General features: G+C 59.9%; 18 protein-coding genes. 9 read left to right on the forward strand and 9 right to left on the reverse strand.

All coding sequences use genetic code 11. The features are described 5' to 3' along the window. Positions 1-153: 153 nt before the first annotated feature. Positions 154-843 (forward strand): enterobactin synthase subunit EntD, encoded by a 690-nt coding sequence (gene entD, locus ACOTX4_RS05325; RefSeq protein ID WP_045332410.1) that lies wholly within the window; start codon positions 154-156, stop codon positions 841-843. Here entD and ACOTX4_RS05330 read toward each other — a convergent pair. The 6 genes from ACOTX4_RS05330 to betT form a co-directional block, all read right to left on the reverse strand. Then, complete coding sequence (locus tag ACOTX4_RS05330; RefSeq protein WP_003858815.1) at positions 779-1,618, reverse strand: metal ABC transporter permease; 840 nt, start codon at positions 1,616-1,618, stop codon at positions 779-781. The two genes, entD and ACOTX4_RS05330, sit on opposite strands and share 65 nt — an antisense overlap. Next, positions 1,615-2,463 (reverse strand): iron/manganese ABC transporter permease subunit SitC, encoded by an 849-nt coding sequence (gene sitC / locus ACOTX4_RS05335; protein ID WP_063938025.1) that lies wholly within the window; start codon positions 2,461-2,463, stop codon positions 1,615-1,617. The genes ACOTX4_RS05330 and sitC overlap by 4 nt, the downstream gene beginning before the upstream one ends. Continuing rightward, positions 2,460-3,266 carry an iron/manganese ABC transporter ATP-binding protein SitB gene (gene sitB / locus ACOTX4_RS05340; RefSeq protein WP_032657506.1) on the reverse strand — a complete coding sequence of 269 codons (807 nt, stop codon included), beginning with the start codon at positions 3,264-3,266 and terminating at the stop codon, positions 2,460-2,462. The genes sitC and sitB overlap by 4 nt, the downstream gene beginning before the upstream one ends. 2 nt (positions 3,267-3,268) lie before the next feature. Further along, complete coding sequence (gene sitA, locus ACOTX4_RS05345) at positions 3,269-4,180, reverse strand: iron/manganese ABC transporter substrate-binding protein SitA (RefSeq protein WP_032657503.1); 912 nt, start codon at positions 4,178-4,180, stop codon at positions 3,269-3,271. A gap of 203 nt (positions 4,181-4,383) precedes the next feature. Beyond that, a complete protein-coding gene (gene nadS, locus ACOTX4_RS05350) occupies positions 4,384-4,668 on the reverse strand; it encodes a NadS family protein (RefSeq protein WP_032652913.1) in 285 nt (94 codons plus the stop codon). A gap of 138 nt (positions 4,669-4,806) precedes the next feature. Next, a complete protein-coding gene (betT, locus tag ACOTX4_RS05355) occupies positions 4,807-6,840 on the reverse strand; it encodes a choline BCCT transporter BetT (protein WP_045332416.1) in 2,034 nt (677 codons plus the stop codon). Positions 6,841-6,968: 128 nt separating this feature from the next. Here betT and betI point away from each other — a divergent pair, with 128 nt between their 5' ends. Genes betI through betA form a run of 3 tightly spaced genes read left to right on the forward strand, consistent with a single transcriptional unit; the run spans position 6,969 to position 10,720 of the window. Then, on the forward strand, positions 6,969-7,556 hold the full coding sequence (gene betI / locus ACOTX4_RS05360; protein WP_003858827.1) for a transcriptional regulator BetI: 588 nt from the start codon (positions 6,969-6,971) through the stop codon (positions 7,554-7,556). Between the two features lie 13 nt (positions 7,557-7,569). Further along, entirely contained in the window at positions 7,570-9,042 is a 1,473-nt protein-coding gene (gene betB, locus ACOTX4_RS05365; protein WP_045332417.1) for a betaine-aldehyde dehydrogenase, read from the forward strand. Positions 9,043-9,055: 13 nt separating this feature from the next. Continuing rightward, the gene (gene betA / locus ACOTX4_RS05370; RefSeq protein ID WP_023293075.1) at positions 9,056-10,720 is read left to right on the forward strand and encodes a choline dehydrogenase; all 1,665 of its coding nucleotides are present in this window, start codon (positions 9,056-9,058) and stop codon (positions 10,718-10,720) included. Between the two features lie 102 nt (positions 10,721-10,822). On the opposite strand, the gene ACOTX4_RS05375 is transcribed toward betA, so the two are convergent. Further along, a complete protein-coding gene (locus ACOTX4_RS05375) occupies positions 10,823-11,521 on the reverse strand; it encodes a GNAT family N-acetyltransferase (protein WP_003858833.1) in 699 nt (232 codons plus the stop codon). A gap of 200 nt (positions 11,522-11,721) precedes the next feature. Here ACOTX4_RS05375 and ACOTX4_RS05380 point away from each other — a divergent pair, with 200 nt between their 5' ends. The 5 genes from ACOTX4_RS05380 (at position 11,722) to ACOTX4_RS05400 (ending at position 16,728) form a co-directional block, all read left to right on the forward strand. Beyond that, positions 11,722-13,290, forward strand: coding sequence for an ABC transporter substrate-binding protein (locus ACOTX4_RS05380; protein WP_045332418.1), 1,569 nt, complete (start codon positions 11,722-11,724; stop codon positions 13,288-13,290). A 71-nt stretch (positions 13,291-13,361) separates the two neighbouring features. Beyond that, positions 13,362-14,375 (forward strand): ABC transporter permease, encoded by a 1,014-nt coding sequence (locus ACOTX4_RS05385; protein WP_045332419.1) that lies wholly within the window; start codon positions 13,362-13,364, stop codon positions 14,373-14,375. Continuing rightward, positions 14,375-15,208 carry an ABC transporter permease gene (locus ACOTX4_RS05390; protein WP_003858839.1) on the forward strand — a complete coding sequence of 278 codons (834 nt, stop codon included), beginning with the start codon at positions 14,375-14,377 and terminating at the stop codon, positions 15,206-15,208. The genes ACOTX4_RS05385 and ACOTX4_RS05390 overlap by 1 nt, the downstream gene beginning before the upstream one ends. Beyond that, a complete protein-coding gene (locus ACOTX4_RS05395; protein ID WP_023315580.1) occupies positions 15,201-16,037 on the forward strand; it encodes an ABC transporter ATP-binding protein in 837 nt (278 codons plus the stop codon). The genes ACOTX4_RS05390 and ACOTX4_RS05395 overlap by 8 nt, the downstream gene beginning before the upstream one ends. Then, entirely contained in the window at positions 16,024-16,728 is a 705-nt protein-coding gene (locus tag ACOTX4_RS05400; protein WP_045332421.1) for an ABC transporter ATP-binding protein, read from the forward strand. Before ACOTX4_RS05395 ends, ACOTX4_RS05400 begins: the two co-directional genes overlap by 14 nt. Positions 16,729-16,797: 69 nt before the next feature. On the opposite strand, the gene ACOTX4_RS05405 is transcribed toward ACOTX4_RS05400, so the two are convergent. Continuing rightward, the gene (locus ACOTX4_RS05405) at positions 16,798-17,271 is read right to left on the reverse strand and encodes a cold-shock protein (RefSeq protein ID WP_032608799.1); all 474 of its coding nucleotides are present in this window, start codon (positions 17,269-17,271) and stop codon (positions 16,798-16,800) included. 137 nt (positions 17,272-17,408) lie between these two features. Beyond that, positions 17,409-18,179: a (S)-acetoin forming diacetyl reductase gene (locus ACOTX4_RS05410; RefSeq protein WP_003858846.1), complete on the reverse strand. Its 771-nt coding sequence runs from the start codon at positions 18,177-18,179 to the stop codon at positions 17,409-17,411. Positions 18,180-18,183 lie beyond the last annotated feature (4 nt).

Below are 18,183 nucleotides of genomic sequence, written 5' to 3' on the forward strand. Positions count from 1 at the left end.
TGACTTCCCCCTCTCCCTGTGGGAGAGGGCCGGGGTGAGGGCGAGGTAAAAGCAAAACGGCAACCCCGTTGCCGTTTTTAGTGTTTGCTCCCTCTCCCTTTGGGAGAGGGCCGGGGTGAGGGCATCAGGCCGCACAATACTGAAGGGAAAACCATGCACACCACCCACAGCACATTTTCTCTCGCTGGCCACACCCTCCACCGCATCACCTTCGACCCCACCACCTTTACGGACGCCGATCTCCTCTGGCTCCCCCACCACGCCCAGTTGGCTAACGCCGGACGCAAACGCAAGGCCGACCACCTCGCAGGCCGCATCGCCGCCGCGCACGCCTTACCTGACTACACCATGCCCGCCATCGGCCCCAGCGGGGAACCGCTCTGGCCGCAAGATATTTCCGGCAGCATCACCCACAGCGGCACGCAGGCGATAGCCGTCGTCACGCAATACCCGGTGCTTATCGGCATCGATTGTGAAACGATCCTCTCCGAAAACGAAGCCAGGGAAATCAAAGACGGCATCATTGATACACAGGAAGAACCTGTGCTTTCCCGCCTGGGATACCCGTTCGCCCTCGCCCTGACGCTGGTCTTCAGCGCCAAAGAGAGCCTGTTTAAGGCCCTCTTTCCGCAGGTACAGGCCTGGATGGGTTTTGACTGCGCCCGCGTTACCATGCTCGACGATAAGACGCTTACGCTGGCATTGACCTGTCAACTAGCAGACTTTCAAGAAGGCACCGCCTTCCCCCTGCACTGGCAGCAGCACGGCGAACAGGTCATCACTCTGCTGTCACACGCTCCTGGCGACGAGCCTTCACGCTGGTCACCACAAACGTCACGATAAACACCATCGCGAACAGGACCACAATGGTCGGCGCAGGCGCGCTGTCGAGATAAAACGAGGCATAAACGCCGCTTACCGACACCAGCGCTGAAACGGCGACCGCCACCAGCAGCGCCATGTGAAAGCGTCGGGTAATCAGCACCGCCACCGCGCCGGGGGCAATCAGCAGGGAAATCGACAGAATGATCCCCACCGCTTTCAGCGTCGCCACGATGGTCAGCGAAACCATGCACAGTAAGCCGTAGTGCAGCCAGCGGGTGCGCAGGCCACTCGCCTGCGCCTGCTGATAGTCAAAGCAGAACAGCAGAAAATCGCGCCACTTCAGGCCAATCACCAGCGCAATCATCCCCGCGACGAGACCGCTTTGCAGAATGTCCATCCCGTTAATACCCAGCATATCGCCGAACAGAATGTGGTCGAGATGCACCTCAGGTTTGACAGCGATATAGAGGATCAGCCCGGCGCCGAACATGCCGGAAAAGACGATCCCCATGACCGTATCCTGTTTGATGCGGCTGTTATCCTTCAGGTATCCGGTGGCGACCGCGCAGAACAGACCGGCCACGAACGCGCCCAGCGCCAGCGGCAGGCCCATCATCCAGGCCAGCACGACGCCGGGAAACACCGCGTGGCTCATGGCGTCGCCCATCAACGCCCAGCCTTTCAGCACCAGAAAAACCGACAGCAGCGCGCAGGGCACGGCCACCAGGAGTGAAATCAGCAGCGCGTTGTTCATAAACGCAAACTGGAAGGGTTCGAGGAGCAGCGTCATCATGGGTGTGCCTCCCGCGCCCGACGACGGCTGGCAAGCAGTCCGTGCTTCGGCGCAAAGACGAACGCTAGCAGGAACAGCAGCGTCTGGGCGACCACGATAATGCCGCCGGTGGCGCCGTCCAGGTAATAGCTGGCCCATGCGCCGAGGAAGCTGGTGATGCTGCCAATGGCGACGGCAATCATCAGCAGGCGCGGGAAGCGGTCGGTCAGCAGCCACGCGGTCGCGCCGGGCGTGACCACCAGACAGATCACTAGAAATGCGCCGACGGTTTGCAGCGCCGCCACGGTAGAGACCGCCAGCAGCGTGAAGAAGAGAATTTTCAGGCGTTCAGGACGCAGACCGATGGCGCGGGCGTGGTTCTCATCAAAAAAGGTCACCATCAGATCTTTCCATTTGAACAGCAGGATAACTATCGACACCACGCCGATAATCGCCAGCTGGACGATATCTTCCGGGTCGATAGCCAGAATATTGCCGAGGACGATGGTCTGAATGTTCACCGAGGTCGGGTTGAGCGAGACCATAAACAGCCCCAGCCCGAAAAAGGAGGAGAAGATCAGCCCGATAATGGCGTCCTCCTTCAGGCGGCTGCGCTGGTTGAGAAACAGCATGCTGCCCGCCGCCAGCCCGCCCGATAAAAACGCCCCCAGCGAGAACGGCAGCCCGAGCATGTAGGCGCCCGCCACGCCGGGCACGATGGAGTGCGACAGCGCATCGCCGATCAGCGACCAGCCTTTGAGCATCAGATAGCAGGAGAGAAACGCGCACAGTCCGCCCACCATTGCCGAGACCCACATCGCATTAAGCATGTACTCGTAGCCGAAGGGTTCGAGAAGCGCGTTCATTTGGCCTCCTGACGGTGCGTGACGAAGGGACGCTCGTCGTCGGTTATGATGCGATCTTCCGAGCCGCTGAGCACCACGTGGCGCAGCACGCCGCTGAAGGCGCGCTCAAGATTCTCGGCGGTAAAGGTGATATCCGTCGGGCCGCTCGCCAGCACGGTGCCTTTGACCATCACCGTGTAATCGCAGAATTCCGTGACCGAGCCCAGATTGTGGGTCGAGACCAGCATCGTTTTACCCTCGTCGCGCAGCTCCCGCAGCAGGCTGATGATCCTGGCTTCGGTTTTGACGTCCACGCCGGTAAACGGCTCGTCGAGCAGGATCACCTCGCCCTGCTGGGCAATCGCACGGGCCAGAAACACGCGCTTCTTCTGCCCGCCGGACAGCTCGCCAATCTGCCGATGACGCAGCTCGAGCATATCCACACGCTTCAGGGCGTCGGTGACGATCTGCTTATCGCATTCTTTGGGACGACGCAGAAACCCCATATGCCCGTAGCGGCCCATCATCACCACGTCCTCGACGAGCACCGGAAACGACCAGTCGACCTCTTCCGACTGCGGCACGTAGGCGACCAGGTTCTGACGCAGCGCCCGGTGAGGCGGCAGCCCCAGAATGGAGATAGTGCCGCTCGCCGCCCGCACAAACCCCATCACCGCCTTAAACAGCGTGGACTTGCCGGAACCGTTCACCCCCACCAGGGCAGCAATCGATCCGCCCGGCACGCTGAACGACGCGTCGCGCAGCGCCGTGTGGCCGTTGCGGTAGGTCACGGTCACGTCGGTTACAACAATACCTTTCTGCATGATTACTCCTTCATCCCGTCGCGGATGCCCTGCACCAGCGTGCGGGTGGTGACGTTCAGCAGATCGATATAGGTTGGCACCGGGCCGTTTTCCGCGCTCAGAGAGTCGACGTACAGCACGCCGCCATAGTGGGCGCCGGTTTCACGCGCTACCTGACGGGCGGGCTTATCGGAGACCGTGCTTTCGCTGAACACCGCCGGAATGTGATGTTTTTTCACCAGATCGATAACCTTGCGCACCTGCTGGGGCGTGCCCTGCTGATCGGCGTTGATCGGCCACAGGTAAAGCTCCTTCAGGCCCAAATCCCGCGCCAGATAGGAAAAAGCCCCTTCGCTGGTCACCATCCAGCGTTTGTCTTCCGGTATCTCCGCGACCTGCTTGCGCAGCGGTTCGAGAGTGGCGGTGATCTTCTGCTTGTAAGCATCAGCGTTGCGCTGATAGGTCTGTGCGTTGGCCGGATCGTACTTCACCAGCGCGTCGCGGATGTTATCAACGTAAATCAGGGCGTTGTCCGGCGACATCCACGCGTGCGGATTGGGCTTGCCGTTATAGGGCCCTTCGCTGATGCCCATCGGGGTGATGCCTTTGGTGACCACCACCTCCGGCACACCGTTCAGATGCTGATAAAAGCGCTGGAACCACAGCTCCAGGTTCATGCCGTTCGCCAGGATCAGCTGCGCCTTCTGCGCGCGTTTGATATCGCCCGGGGTGGGCTGGTATTCGTGAATTTCCGCGCCCGGTTTGGTGATGGAGGTGACCTCTGCGGCATCCCCCGCCACGTTTTTCGCCATATCAGCGATAACGGTAAAAGTGGTTATGACCTGGAACTTTTCAGCCGCCAGCGCGCCCGTGGTGGTCGCGGTCATGAGCAGCGCGCCGAGCAACAGACGCTTCAATCCTTGCCGTGGATGCATCGCAGAAGTCTCCTGAGGTGATTAAATTCAAAGCGAAATTAGCCTGTGCTATAAGGTATAGCACAGGCTATATTTAAATGAAAATAATTATCATTAAAGTTGTGTCAATGAAGGGCGTGCCTGATGGCGCTTCGCTTATCAGGCCTACGGTAAAGCAGATTTGATGGCCGGGTAAGCGCAGCGCCACCCGGCAAGAGGGCTGCCTACTGCCCGGCAAGGGCCTTATAAAATGCAGGATTCTCCCGAATCACGTTAAGTACCTTCGCCGCCAGCCCGGTTGGGTTGCGACGTTTGGACTCCCAGCTTTTTATAGTGTCAACGCTCGTGCCAAGCGCCTTCGCCATTTCGCATTGGGTAATATTGAGCTGTTCTCTGATTGCGCGAACATCTGCAACTTCATAGCGGGTTATTCTGGAAGCTGCTTTCCTTCCGCTGTGGATCTCAACCGCCTCTTCAAGCGAAGTTTTAAGTTCATCAAAGATGCTCATTTTATACCTCGGAACAACATAAAGGCGTACATAGTACACCTCTAGTAAAAGATATAATAAGCACTATTCGAAAAGTACAGGGCCAGATTCATAACAATCTGGCCCCTTAACTTTCACGCACTTTATTCAGATCAAACTTTAGGCATCCGGGAACATCACGCTATTCCCAGGCGCTTCCCTGTGCAGATGGATAAAGTTCAGGTGCCGTTCATACTGGTCCAGAATGTCCGTGATCACCTGCTCCTTGCTGTAATCCATCAAATCATTCCCCTGGCTGCCTTCCAGCAGGAAGGTCTCCAGCCGGTAGTAGGTCGACTTCCCGCTGCGCGCCCGGTAGGTGAACCCGGGCACCGAATACTGCTGCGGCCAGATCTGATAGACAAAGTTCTGCTCGTCGCCCATGTGCACCAGCAGATCCAGGTGCCCCAGATTTTCGCCCTCTTCCGGGGGCAGGTTTTTCAGCTCCACGTAGGCGCCACGCAGCTTCAGCTCCTGGGCCACCTCTTCCATCGCCGGGAAACAGACCGTCTCCATCATCTGTTTGGTGTAGCGCGTACCGGGGTAATTCATCAGGCGCGAGAGGCGTTTTTTCCAGCTCAGCCTGTCCTGCGCGCCCAGCGGACGCGGGGCGGTGTCGCGGCTGGCGCTGACGCGGCGGTAGTCTTCCACCTTAAGCGATTTATACAGCCCGGCCATCACGAAGAAGATCACGAAGCTGAACGGCAGGCCCATGATCACCGTCGTGTTCTGCAACGCCGAGATACCGTTGGTCATCAGCATGCCGAGCGTCAGCAGGCCGATGGCGACGGACCAGAAGATGCGCAGCCAGTTCGGCGCGTCGCTGTTAATGTCCTTGAGCTTCGAGGTGAAGTTCCCCAGCACCAGCGCGCCGGAGTCCGCCGAGGTGACGTAGAACAGCAGGCCGGTGATGGTCGCTACGGACGCGCTAAAGGTGAACGCCGGGTACTGCGCCAGCAGGCTGTAGAAGCCGCGCTCCGGGTGCGCCATCGCTTCCAGGGCAAAAGTCGCATTGCCGTGGATGATCTCGTGCAGCGCGCTGTTGCCGAAAATCGACAGCCACAGCAGGGTAAAGGTGAACGGGATAATCAGCGTGCCCATCACGAACTGACGGATGGTCCGCCCACGCGAAATACGCGCCAGGAACAGGCCGACAAACGGCGACCACGCCACCCACCACGCCCAGAAGAACAGCGTCCAGTTGTTCATCCACTCTGTCGGACGGTCAAAGGCGAAGCTGTTCAGCGTCATGCCCATAAAGCGGTTCACGTAATCACCCACGTTCAGTACTAAGGCATTGAGCAGGAACGAGGTGTCGCCCATAAACAGCACGAACAGGATCAGCCCCAGCGCCAGCGCGACGTTCAGTTCGGAGAGCACGCGAATCCCTTTATCCACGCCGGAGGTCACCGAGATGGTGGCGATAATCACCGACAGCGCAATCAGCGCCGCCTTCGCCGCCATCGAATCCGGGATGTCAAACAGCACGCTCAGCCCGTAGTTGAGCTGCACCACGCCAATTCCGAGCGTGGTGGCGATGCCGAAGATGGTGCCGATCACCGCCGCAATGTCGACGCTGTGGCCAATCGGACCGTTGATCTTTTTGCCGAAAATCGGGTACAGCGCGGAGCGGATGGTAAGGGGCAAATTATAACGATAGCTAAAGTATCCGAGCGCCATGCCCATCAGGGCGTACATCGACCAGCCCGTCAGGCCGTAGTGGAACAGCGTCCAGACCATCGCCTGGCGCGCGGCCTCCATCGTCTGCCCTGCCCCTTCCGGCGGCTGCATATATTGCGTGACCGGTTCCGCCACGGAGAAGAACATCAGGTCGATGCCGATGCCTGCGGCAAACAGCATTGCGGCCCAGCTCAGCAGGCTGAACTCGGGCTTAGACTGCTCTGGCCCGAGCTTTACCGAACCGAAGCGCGAGCAGGCAATGCAGACCACGAACACGATGTAAAGCGTCGCGGCCAGCAGATAGTACCAGCCGAAGGTCTTTGACACCCAGTCCAGAGTGCGCCCAATCCACTCGGCAGAAAAATCACGAAAGAAGATGGTCGTCAGGGAAAACAACAAAATCAGCCCGGCGGACGTATAAAAAACGACCGGGTTGATTTTGTCTTTTTCTCTGTCTTGTGAAAGGTCTGTCATCCAGTATCCCCACTGTTTTTGTAACTATTGAAATCCAAAATCGCAACAATTAAGACACATTTTATATTGAACGTCCAATCAAAAACCGCTTTAATAGATTACCAACGCTGATGAATGGAGTGGCAAAAATGCCCAAAGTGGGGATGCAGCCGATCCGGCGCAGGCAGCTAATCGATGCCACGCTGGAAGCAATTAATGAAGTGGGAATGCATGACGCAACCATCGCGCAGATCGCCCGTCGGGCGGGCGTATCCACGGGGATCATCAGCCACTATTTCAAAGATAAAAACGGTCTGCTGGAAGCGACCATGCGCGACATCACCGGTCAGCTGCGCGACGCGGTATTAAGCCGTTTACGCGCCCTGCCGGACGGCAGTGCAGAGCAGCGCTTGCAGGCGATTGTCGGCGGCAATTTTGATGAAACTCAGGTTAGCGGCGCGGCGATGAAGGCCTGGCTGGCCTTCTGGGCCAGCAGCATGCATCAGCCGATGCTCTACCGTTTGCAGCAGGTCAGCAGCCGTCGGTTGCTCTCAAACCTGGTGTACGAGTTCCGCCGCGAGCTGCCGCGTGAACAGGCTGAAGAGGCGGGCTACGGGCTCGCCGCACTGATTGACGGGCTGTGGCTGCGCGCTGCGCTCAGCGGCAAACCGCTGGATAAAACCCTGGCCCAGTCGCTTACCAGCCACTTTATCAGCCAGCATTTACCGACCGACTAACCGAGGAGAATTTATGTCCCGAATGGCAGAACAGCAGCTTTATATCAATGGTGGTTATACATCCGCCACCAGCGGTCGCACCTTCGAGACCATCAACCCGGCGAACGGTGAAGTTCTGGCGACCGTGCAGGCCGCCGGGCGCGAAGATGTGGACCACGCCGTCGAAAGCGCAAAGCGCGGGCAAAAAATCTGGGCGGCGATGACCGCCATGGAGCGCTCGCGCATCCTGCGTCGCGCCGTCGATATCCTGCGCGAGCGTAACGACGAGCTGGCAACGCTGGAAACCCTCGACACCGGTAAAGCGTATTCCGAAACCTCGACCGTCGACATCGTCACCGGCGCGGACGTGCTGGAGTACTACGCGGGGCTGATCCCGGCGCTGGAGGGCAGCCAGATCCCGCTGCGCGACACCTCGTTCGTCTACACCCGCCGCGAGCCGCTGGGCGTGGTGGCGGGCATCGGCGCGTGGAACTACCCGATCCAGATCGCCCTGTGGAAATCCGCGCCGGCGCTGGCGGCGGGCAACGCGATGATCTTCAAGCCGAGCGAAGTGACGCCGCTTACCGCCCTGAAGCTTGCTGAAATCTACACCGAAGCGGGCCTGCCGGACGGCGTGTTTAACGTCCTGCCTGGCGTGGGCGCAGAGACCGGCCAGTTCCTGACCGAGCATCCGGGCATCGCCAAAGTCTCCTTTACCGGCGGCGTCGCCAGCGGCAAAAAGGTGATGGCCAACTCGGCGGCCTCGTCCCTGAAAGAGGTGACGATGGAGCTGGGCGGTAAATCCCCGCTGATAGTGTTTGACGATGCGGATCTGGATCTCGCGGCAGATATCGCCATGATGGCCAATTTCTTCAGCTCCGGCCAGGTGTGCACCAACGGCACCCGCGTGTTCGTGCCCGCGAAGTTCAAAGCCGCGTTTGAGCAAAAAATCGTTGAGCGCGTGGGCCGCATCCGCGCGGGCGATTTGTTCGATGAAAGCACCAACTTTGGCCCGATGGTTAGCTTCCCGCACCGGGACAGCGTGTTGCGCTACATCACCAAAGGCAAAGAGGAAGGCGCGCGCGTGCTGTGCGGCGGTGACGTGCTGAAGGGTGACGGCTTTGACAACGGCGCGTGGGTGGCCCCGACCGTGTTCACCGACTGCACCGACGAAATGACCATCGTGCGCGAAGAGATCTTCGGCCCGGTGATGTCCATCCTTACCTATGACTCTGACGAAGAGGCCATTCGCCGCGCCAATGACACCGACTACGGTCTGGCGGCGGGCATTGTCACCGCCAATCTGAACCGCGCCCACGGCGCTATTCATCAGCTCGAAGCGGGCATCTGCTGGATCAACACCTGGGGTGAATCCGCCGCAGAGATGCCGGTCGGCGGCTACAAGCACTCCGGCATTGGCCGCGAGAACGGCGTGATGACGCTGCAGAGCTACACCCAGGTGAAGTCCATCCAGGTTGAGATGGGTAAATTCCAGTCCATATTTTAACCGGGAGGTTTATTTGCAATTTGACTACATCATTATCGGGGCCGGCTCTGCCGGCAACGTACTGGCAACACGACTGACTGAAGATCCAAACACCACCGTCCTGCTGCTTGAGGCGGGCGGACCGGATTACCGATTTGACTTCCGCACCCAGATGCCCGCCGCGCTGGCGTTCCCGCTGCAGGGCAAGCGCTACAACTGGGCGTACGAAACCGAGCCAGAGCCCTTCATGAACAACCGCCGCATGGAGTGTGGACGCGGCAAAGGGCTGGGCGGCTCGTCATTGATCAACGGCATGTGCTACATCCGCGGTAACGCGATGGACCTCGACCACTGGGCGAAAGAGCCGGGCCTGGAGCACTGGAGCTACCTCAACTGCCTGCCCTACTACCGCAAGGCAGAGACGCGCGACGTGGGGCCGAACGACTACCACGGCGGCGACGGTCCGGTGAGCGTCACCACCTCTAAGCCGGGCGTGAACCCGCTGTTCGAGGCGATGGTGGAGGCGGGCGTGCAGGCGGGCTATCCGCGCACCGACGATCTCAACGGCTATCAGCAGGAGGGCTTCGGCCCGATGGACCGCACGGTCACGCCGCAGGGCCGACGCGCCAGCACCGCGCGCGGCTATCTGGATCAGGCGAAACCGCGTCCGAACCTGACCATCCGCACCCACGCCATGACCGATCGCATCCTCTTTGAGGGCAAGCGCGCGGTGGGCGTCGAGTGGCTGGAGGGTGAAAGCACCATCCCATCCAAAGCGACGGCAAAAAAAGAAGTGCTGCTGAGCGCCGGGGCGATTGCCTCCCCGCAGATCCTCCAGCGCTCCGGCGTGGGCAACGCTGACCTGCTGAAGCAGTTTGATATCCCGCTGGTGCACGATCTGCCCGGCGTGGGGGAAAACCTGCAGGATCACCTGGAGATGTACCTCCAGTACGAATGTAAAGAGCCGGTCTCCCTCTACCCTGCCCTGCAGTGGTGGAACCAGCCGAAGATTGGCGCGGAGTGGCTGTTTGGCGGCACCGGCATAGGTGCGAGCAACCACTTCGAAGCGGGCGGTTTTATCCGCAGCCGCGAGGAGTTTGAGTGGCCAAACATTCAGTACCACTTCCTGCCGGTGGCGATTAACTACAACGGCTCGAACGCGGTGAAAGAACATGGCTTCCAGTGCCACGTCGGCTCCATGCGCTCCCCGAGCCGCGGACACGTGCGCATCCAGTCGCGCGATCCGCACCAGCATCCGGCGATCCTGTTCAACTATATGTCCCACGAGCAGGACTGGCAGGAGTTTCGCGACGCGATCCGCATCACCCGCGAGATCATGCACCAGCCCGCGCTGGACAAGTACCGCGGCCGCGAAATCAGTCCGGGTATTGACTGCCAGACCGACGAGCAGCTGGACGAGTTCGTGCGCAACCACGCGGAAACCGCCTTCCACCCGTGCGGCACCTGCAAGATGGGCTATGACGAGATGGCGGTGGTCGACGGTGAAGGCCGCGTTCACGGGCTGGAAGGGCTGCGCGTGGTGGATGCATCGATTATGCCGCAGATCATCACCGGCAACCTGAACGCCACCACCATTATGATTGGCGAGAAGATTGCCGATGCCATTCGCGGTCGCGAGCCGCTGGCGAAGAGCACGGCGGCGTATTATGTGGCGAACGGGGCACCGGTTCGCCGCTGAGTGCGAACTTCTCCCCTCACCCTAACCCTCTCCCCAAAGGGGAGAGGGAACTTGAACACCCTCTCTCCTTTGGGGAGAGGGTTGGGGTGAAGGGTAAGGCTTTTACGTCCGAAATTCCTCTAACCGCCTGACCTGCCGCCCTTCCCCGTCAAAATTCTCCGCTGCCAGCCAGGCCCGCAGAGCCGCATCCTTTTCCGGCCATTCGCCGTCAATAATCGAGAGCATATCGCTGTCGCGGTTGCGGCCTTTGCGCACCAGCTTCTGGCGCAGTCGCCCTTCCCAGACAAACCCCAGCCGCTCCGCCGCGTTGCGTGAGGCGATGTTCATCGAATCGCACTTCCACTCCAGCCGGCGATATTGATGCTCAAAGGCATTTTTCAGCAGCAGCCACACCGCTTCGGTACCCACGCGGGTGCCCTTCATTCTGCGCGACCAGGTGACGTGGCCGATCTCAACCGAGCCCTGAAAGCGTTCTATCGCCATATAGCTGACCAGCCCTACCGCCTTTTCGGTGCGCAGATCGATAACGGCAAAGGGCACCAGGTCGTCATCCAGCACCTTTCCCAGCACCCAGTGCGCAGTGGCCTCAACGCTCACAGGCTGGGTGCTGGCAAGCCACGTCCAGTCGCTGTCGTCACCCAGCGCATAGGCTTCAAACAAATCAGCCGAATGGCGGTCAGCATCCAGCGGCTCCAGGCGGCAATACTGGCCGGTGAGCAGAGTACGGGTTAACGCGCGGGCGCATTTCCAGTCCGGGACAATATCGTTAACGGTTTGACCATGTTGATTGATTTCGGGCACGGCAGTGACTCCCTGAAAGGTAAGGATTTTGTTATAGCAGGTTAAAAAGCGAACGAAAAGAGAGGTGACTCATAACCAGACCGAATGCGTTATTCCCGGATGGCATAAGCAAAGCAGAATTTCGACTTTGAGGAAATCCTCAGCCAGCCTACCGTAACGGTGCATAAAACAATCACAATATATTTTCTTCAGGGATCGCTATGACTAAAAAACTGCTGCCGTTACTGGTGCTGGCTGCGCTCTCAAGCGCTGCTCACGCCGCTACCCCGCCCAACACGCTGGTTGTCGCCCAGGGTCTGGATGATATCGTGAGCCTTGACCCGGCCGAAGCCAACGAGCTTTCCAGCATCCAGACCGTGCCGAGCCTGTACCAGCGTCTGGTACAGCCGGACCGCGATAATCCGGAAAAAATCACGCCGGTTCTGGCAGAAAGCTGGGACGCGGACGCGACAGCAAAAACCCTGACCATCAAGCTTAAACCCGATGCGAAATTCTCCTCCGGCAACCCGCTGCGCCCGGAAGACGTGATCTTCTCTTATACCCGCGCCGTGACGCTGAACAAATCCCCGGCGTTTATCCTCAACGTACTGGGCTGGGACGCCAGCAACATCGCCAGCCAGCTAAAGAAAGTGGACGACCATACCCTCACGCTTCACTGGACGGCCGACGTTAGCCCGTCGGTGGCGCTGAATATTCTCTCCACGCCGATTGCCTCAATCGTCGATGAAAAACAGGTTGCGGCGAACGTGAAGGATAACGACTTCGGCAACGCGTGGTTAAAAATGCACTCTGCGGGCAGCGGCGCGTTCAAAATGCGCGTTTACCAGCCGCATCAGGCCATCGTGCTGGAAGCCAACGAATCCGCGCCCGGCGGCGCGCCGAAGCTTAAAAGCATCATCATTAAAAACGTCCCCGATCCCGCTTCCCGCCGCCTGCTGATCCAGCAGGGTGATGCGGACGTGGCGCGCGATCTGGGTGCAGACCAGATAAGCGCCCTCAGCCGCAAGCCGGGCGTGAAGGTGCTTAGCATCCCTTCTGCCGAGCAAAACTATCTGGTGTTTAACACCGGCAACAGCGCTAACCCGCTGCTGAATAATCCAGCGTTCTGGGAAGCCTCGCGCTGGCTGGTGGATTATGAAGGCATCACCAAAGACCTGCTGAAAGGCCAGTATTTTGTTCATCAGAGCTTCCTGCCGGTCGGCCTGCCGGGCGCGCTGGAGGACAATCCGTTCACGTTTGACCCGGCAAAAGCAAAAGCGATCCTCGCCAGGGCGGGCATCAAAGACGCGCATTTCACGCTGGACGTGGAGAATAAACCACCGTTCATCACCATCGCGCAATCCATGCAGGCGAGCTTTGCTCAGGGTGGCGTGAAGGTGGATCTGCTGCCCGCTGCGGGTAGCCAGGTGTACGCCCGCGTGCGCGCTAAGCAGCATCAGGCGGCGATTCGTCTGTGGATCCCGGATTACTTCGATGCGCACTCCAACGCCAGCGCCTTCGCGTGGAACGACGGGAAGTCCAGCACCGTGGCCGGTCTGAACGGCTGGAAAATCCCGGAGCTGAACAAGGCCACGCTGGCGGCGGTTGCCGAGCCGGATCCGGCGAAACGTCTGGATCTGTATAAGAAGATGCAGGAACAGTTACAGCATACCTCGCCGTACGTGTTCGTTGACCAGGGCAAAACTCAGATCGTGGTGCGCGATAACGTCAAGGGGTATCAGCAGGGGCTGAACGCGGATATGGTCTGGTACGATCGCGTTATGAAGTAGCTTTTCCCCCCTCTCCCTCTCCCGTGGGAGAGGGGGTCGTTCGTGCATATTTTCAGGATAACGATTTTCCCATGCCACATCTTTCCACCCGCATGCTTCAGGGTCTGCTGACTCTCCTGCTCACGCTGTTCGGGCTACTGCTGGTCACGTTTGCGCTCTCTGCCTTTTCCCCGGTCGATCGCGTATTGCAGATCGTCGGCGATCACGCCAGCCAATCCACTTACGATCAGGTACGCCACCAGCTTGGGCTGGATCGGCCCCTGCCGGTGCAGTTCTGGCACTACCTGCAAAACCTCGCTCACGGGGATTTAGGCACCGCCAGCGCTACCGGTCAGCCGGTATTGCAGGACCTGCTGCACGCCTTTCCCGCCACGCTGGAACTGGCAACGCTGGCGCTAATTATCGGCACAGTACTCGGCGTGATTGCGGGTGTGCTGTGCGCCGGCTACGCCGGTTCGCCACTGGACTTAGCGATCAGAACGCTCACCCTGCTCGGCAATTCGGTGCCGATATTCTGGCTCGGCCTGCTGATGCTGGCTATGTTCTACGCGAAACTACAGTGGAGCGCTGGCCCCGGCAGGCTGGACGACATCTGGCAATTCACCGTCGAGCCACGAACCGGATTTGCGCTGGTAGATACCTGGCTTTCCGGCGACCGCGAGGCGTTCCGCAACGCCATCAGCCACCTGGTGCTACCGGTGCTGCTGCTGGCCTACTACTCGCTGGCAAGTATCACCCGCCTGACGCGCTCCGCCTGTCTGAGCGAGATGAACAAAGAGTACATATTGCTCGCCCGCGCCAAGGGCGCCGGAGAGATGACCATCCTGCTGCGTCACGTGCTGCCGAACATTCGCAGCACCCTGCTGACGGTGATTGCGCTGGCCTACACAAGCATGCTGGAGGGCGCGGTATTAACCGAAACCGTCTTCTCGTGGCCGGGCATCGGGCGCTACCTCACCACGGCCCTGTTCGCCGGTGACACCACCGCCGTGATGGGCGGCACGCTGCTGATTGGCGTCTGCTTTGTTCTGATCAATAACCTTACCGACCTGCTTGTGCGGGCGACCGATCCCAGGGTGCGCTAATGCCGTTTTATCTCTTCTTACGCCGCCTGCGCCGCTCCCCTGCCGCGTTTTGCGGGCTGATCGCCATCGCGCTGCTGGTGCTTATTGCCCTGTTCGCGCCGTGGCTTGCGCCGCAGGATCCCAACTGGCAGGACGCCGCCGCGCGTCTGCAACCGCCCAACGCGCAGCACTGGCTGGGTACTGACAGCTATGGGCGGGATCTGCTCTCCCGATTAATCTACGGCACCCGTCCGGCACTGGGGCTGGTGGCCTTAGTCACCGTTATTACCCTCCCCGCCGGTCTGCTGGTGGGGATTTTGTCAGGCTACTACGGCGGCTGGATGGAGCGCATCCTGATGCGCTTTACCGACGTGGTGATGTCGATGCCGCGCCTGATCCTCGCCTTCGCGTTTGTCGCGATGCTCGGCCCGGGGCTGGTCAACGGCGCGCTGGCGCTGGCCTTAACGACCTGGCCTGCCTATGCGCGCCAGGCGCGCAGTGAAATCCAGCGTCTGCGCCACAGCGATTATCTGGCCGCCGCGGAGATGATGGGCATTCGCGGCCCGCGCCTGCTGGTCGGCCATATTCTGCCCCTGTGCCTGCCCTCCGCGATTGTGCGACTGGCGCTGGATCTGGCCGGGATTATTCTGGCCGCTGCCGGGCTGGGCTTCCTTGGTCTGGGCGCGCGTCCACCGATGGCGGAATGGGGCGCGATGATTGCCGACGGCATGCAGGTCATTTTTGACCAGTGGTGGATTGCCGCCATTCCAGGCGGGGCGATTCTGTTTGCCAGCCTGGCCTTTAACCTGCTGGGCGATGGCCTGCGCGACGTACTGGAGCCACAGCATGACTGAACACCGCGTCATCGTCGATGCGCTGAATATCGACTACCCCGCCGCGCGCGTGGTCAACAACCTGAGCTTTACGTTGGGCAAAGAGCGGCTGGCGCTGGTGGGAGAATCCGGCTCCGGCAAGTCCATGTCTGCCCGCGCCCTGATGGGGCTGGTGCGCAAGCCCGGCATCGTGAGCGCTAAGCGGCTTAACGTGCTTGGCAACGACCTGCTGACCCTGAACAGCCGCCGCTGGCAGGCGCTGCGCGGCAACGGCATAGCGATGGTTCTACAGGACCCGCGCTACGCGCTAAACCCGGTGAAAACCGTCTCCGCCCAGCTTGATGAGGCGCTGACCCTCCATCAGCGCCTGCCCCGCGCCGAACGACTGGCGCGCATTCACGATATCATCCGCGCCGTGGGGCTGAACGAGCACGTGCTCCAGCGCTATCCCGGCGAACTTTCCGGCGGCATGGGCCAGCGCGTGATGATCGCCATTGCGCTCGTCAACAACCCGCAGGTGCTGATCGCCGACGAACCGACTTCCGCGCTGGACGCACGCCTGCGCAACCAGATCCTGGAGCTGCTGGTACAGCAGTGCGAGGCGCGGCAGATGGCGATGCTGTTAATCAGCCACGACTTGCCGCTCGTCGCGGAACACTGCGACCGCGTGCTGGTGATGTATCAGGGTGAGAACGTTGATGAAATGGCGGCGAGCCAGTTGCCGCAGGCAACCCATCCCTACACGCGCACGCTCTGGACCTGCCGCCCGAACGCCGGGACGTTTGGCAAGATGCTGCCGACGCTCGACCGTTCGCAACCGTGGAAGGAGGACGACAATGGCACTCGTTGAGGTTAACCAGCTCCGGGTGAGTTTTGGTGAAAAAACGGCGGTTTCCGCCGCCAGTTTTGCCATCGAAAAAGGTGAAACCTTCAGCCTGATCGGTGAATCCGGCTGCGGCAAATCGACTCTTCTGCGCGTGCTGGCGGGGCTGCTGCCCGAGTGGAATGGCCACATTTCCGTCCTCGGGGAAAATTTACGGCCAGGACGACGTTTTGAAGGCGCGCTTCGCCGCAACGTGCAGATGGTGTTCCAGGATCCGTGGGCGTCTTTGCACCCGAACCACACCATTGCCCGCACCCTGTCGGAGCCGTTAAACATCCACGGCGAAAGCCAGGTTGCCGAAAAAGTGGCGGATGCGCTGCAACAGGTGGGGCTGGCTGCCGACGCGGGCAGGCGTTACCCGCATCAGCTTTCCGGCGGACAGCGTCAGCGCGTGGCCATTGCCCGCGCGCTGCTGCTGCGCCCGCAGCTTCTGCTGCTGGATGAACCGACCTCGGCGCTGGATATGTCGGTACAGGCGGAGATTCTGAACCTGCTCAACCGCCTGAAGGCGCAGCACGGCATGACCTACCTGCTGGTGAGCCACGATGCGGACGTGATTGCGCATATGTCCGACCGGGCGGCATTTATGGCGCACGGGGAGATCCAGCGGGTATTTGACCGTGAAGCAATGTTGCGGGGCGAGCACAGGATGGGGTAAACCGTGCGGCGGCGAGTGCCGCACGCATTTTGTAGGCCGGGTAAGGCGTAACCGCCACCCGGCAAAACGTTACTTCAGCAGCTTCACCGTGGCATCGATGTCGATCTCATCTTCAGTGAAGATCAGCGTCGTGTTCTGGAAGGTAGTGATCGCCAGCTTCTTCACCGTGCGCATTTCGCCCGGCTTTTTCTCGGTTTTTGGTTTGATGCTGTTCATCAGCAGCCCCACCGACAGCACCGCGTTCTCTTTGTCGATTTTAGTATCAACGGGCTCTTCTTCGCTGAACACCACGAAGGATTTAATTGAGGTAAGCTTCACGCGCTCGCCTGCAATATAGAGGTGCTTACTTTCGGGGATCACCTTCACCGCATACGCGGAAAGGCCTTTGCTGTTGGTGGTTGGCTCGAAGGTCACCGCCGCATCTTTCTTAATCAGATCAGGGTTGGCGACCTTAATCACATGAAAGTAGCGGTTGTCGCCGTTTTCATCTTTGATAAATCCAAAGCCTTTATCTTTAAACCACGTTGTGATTGTACCGTTCATCGCTGTTACCGCCTGTCAGATCTCAAGACTAAAGTTTTGCAGCGCGCAGTGTAATGCACAATGGCTGACGAGACAAAAAAAAGCCCCTGCACGGGAGCAGGGGAAAGTTCATGTCAGAGCTTTTTAGTATTGTGTATTTAGTTGAACACCATCCCACCATCAATCAGCAGCGACTGACCGGTCATGTAGTCGGAATCCGGCCCGGCGAGGTAAGAGACGCAGGCGGCCACGTCTTCCGGCTCGGACAAACGGCCAAGCGTAATGCGTTTGGCAAAGGTTTCCGTCCCGTAGCCAAGCGGTTTACCCGCCGCCTCGGAGACCTGACGGTCGATTTCCGCCCACATCGGCGTTTTGACGATGCCCGGGCAATAGGCGTTAACGGTGATCCCCAGCGGCGCGAGATCCCGCGCGGCGGTCTGGGTTAAGCCACGCACCGCGAACTTGCTGGAGCTGTAGACCGCCAGTTCCGGGTTGCCGGTATGGCCCGCCTGGGAGCAGGCGTTGATGATTTTGCCGCCGTGCCCCTCTTTGCGGAAGGCGTCAATTGCGGCCTGAATGCCCCAGATCACCCCTTTCACGTTGATGTTGTAGACCTTGTCGACAATCTCCGGCGTGATGGATTCGATGGGCGTGGACGGCGCCACCCCGGCGTTATTGACGATGACGTTAAAACCGCCCAGCGCAGTGCGGGCTTTTTCCACCGCCGCGAACACCTGCTCGCGGTCAGAGACGTCCACCTTCACGGCGACGGCCTTCCCGCCGTTGCGGGTGATCTCATCCGCGACCGCTTTCGCCGTCTCTTCGTTATAATCCGCAATAGCAACGGCAAAACCATCCTTCACCAGGCGAAGCGCGATCGCTTTGCCAATCCCCTGGCCGGAGCCGGTTACGAGAGCCACTTTTTGCATTTCT

It is taken from the genome of Enterobacter cloacae complex sp. IR5459 (assembly GCF_049238005.1).
In the GTDB taxonomy this organism is placed as follows: Bacteria; Pseudomonadota; Gammaproteobacteria; order Enterobacterales; family Enterobacteriaceae; genus Enterobacter; species Enterobacter hormaechei_C.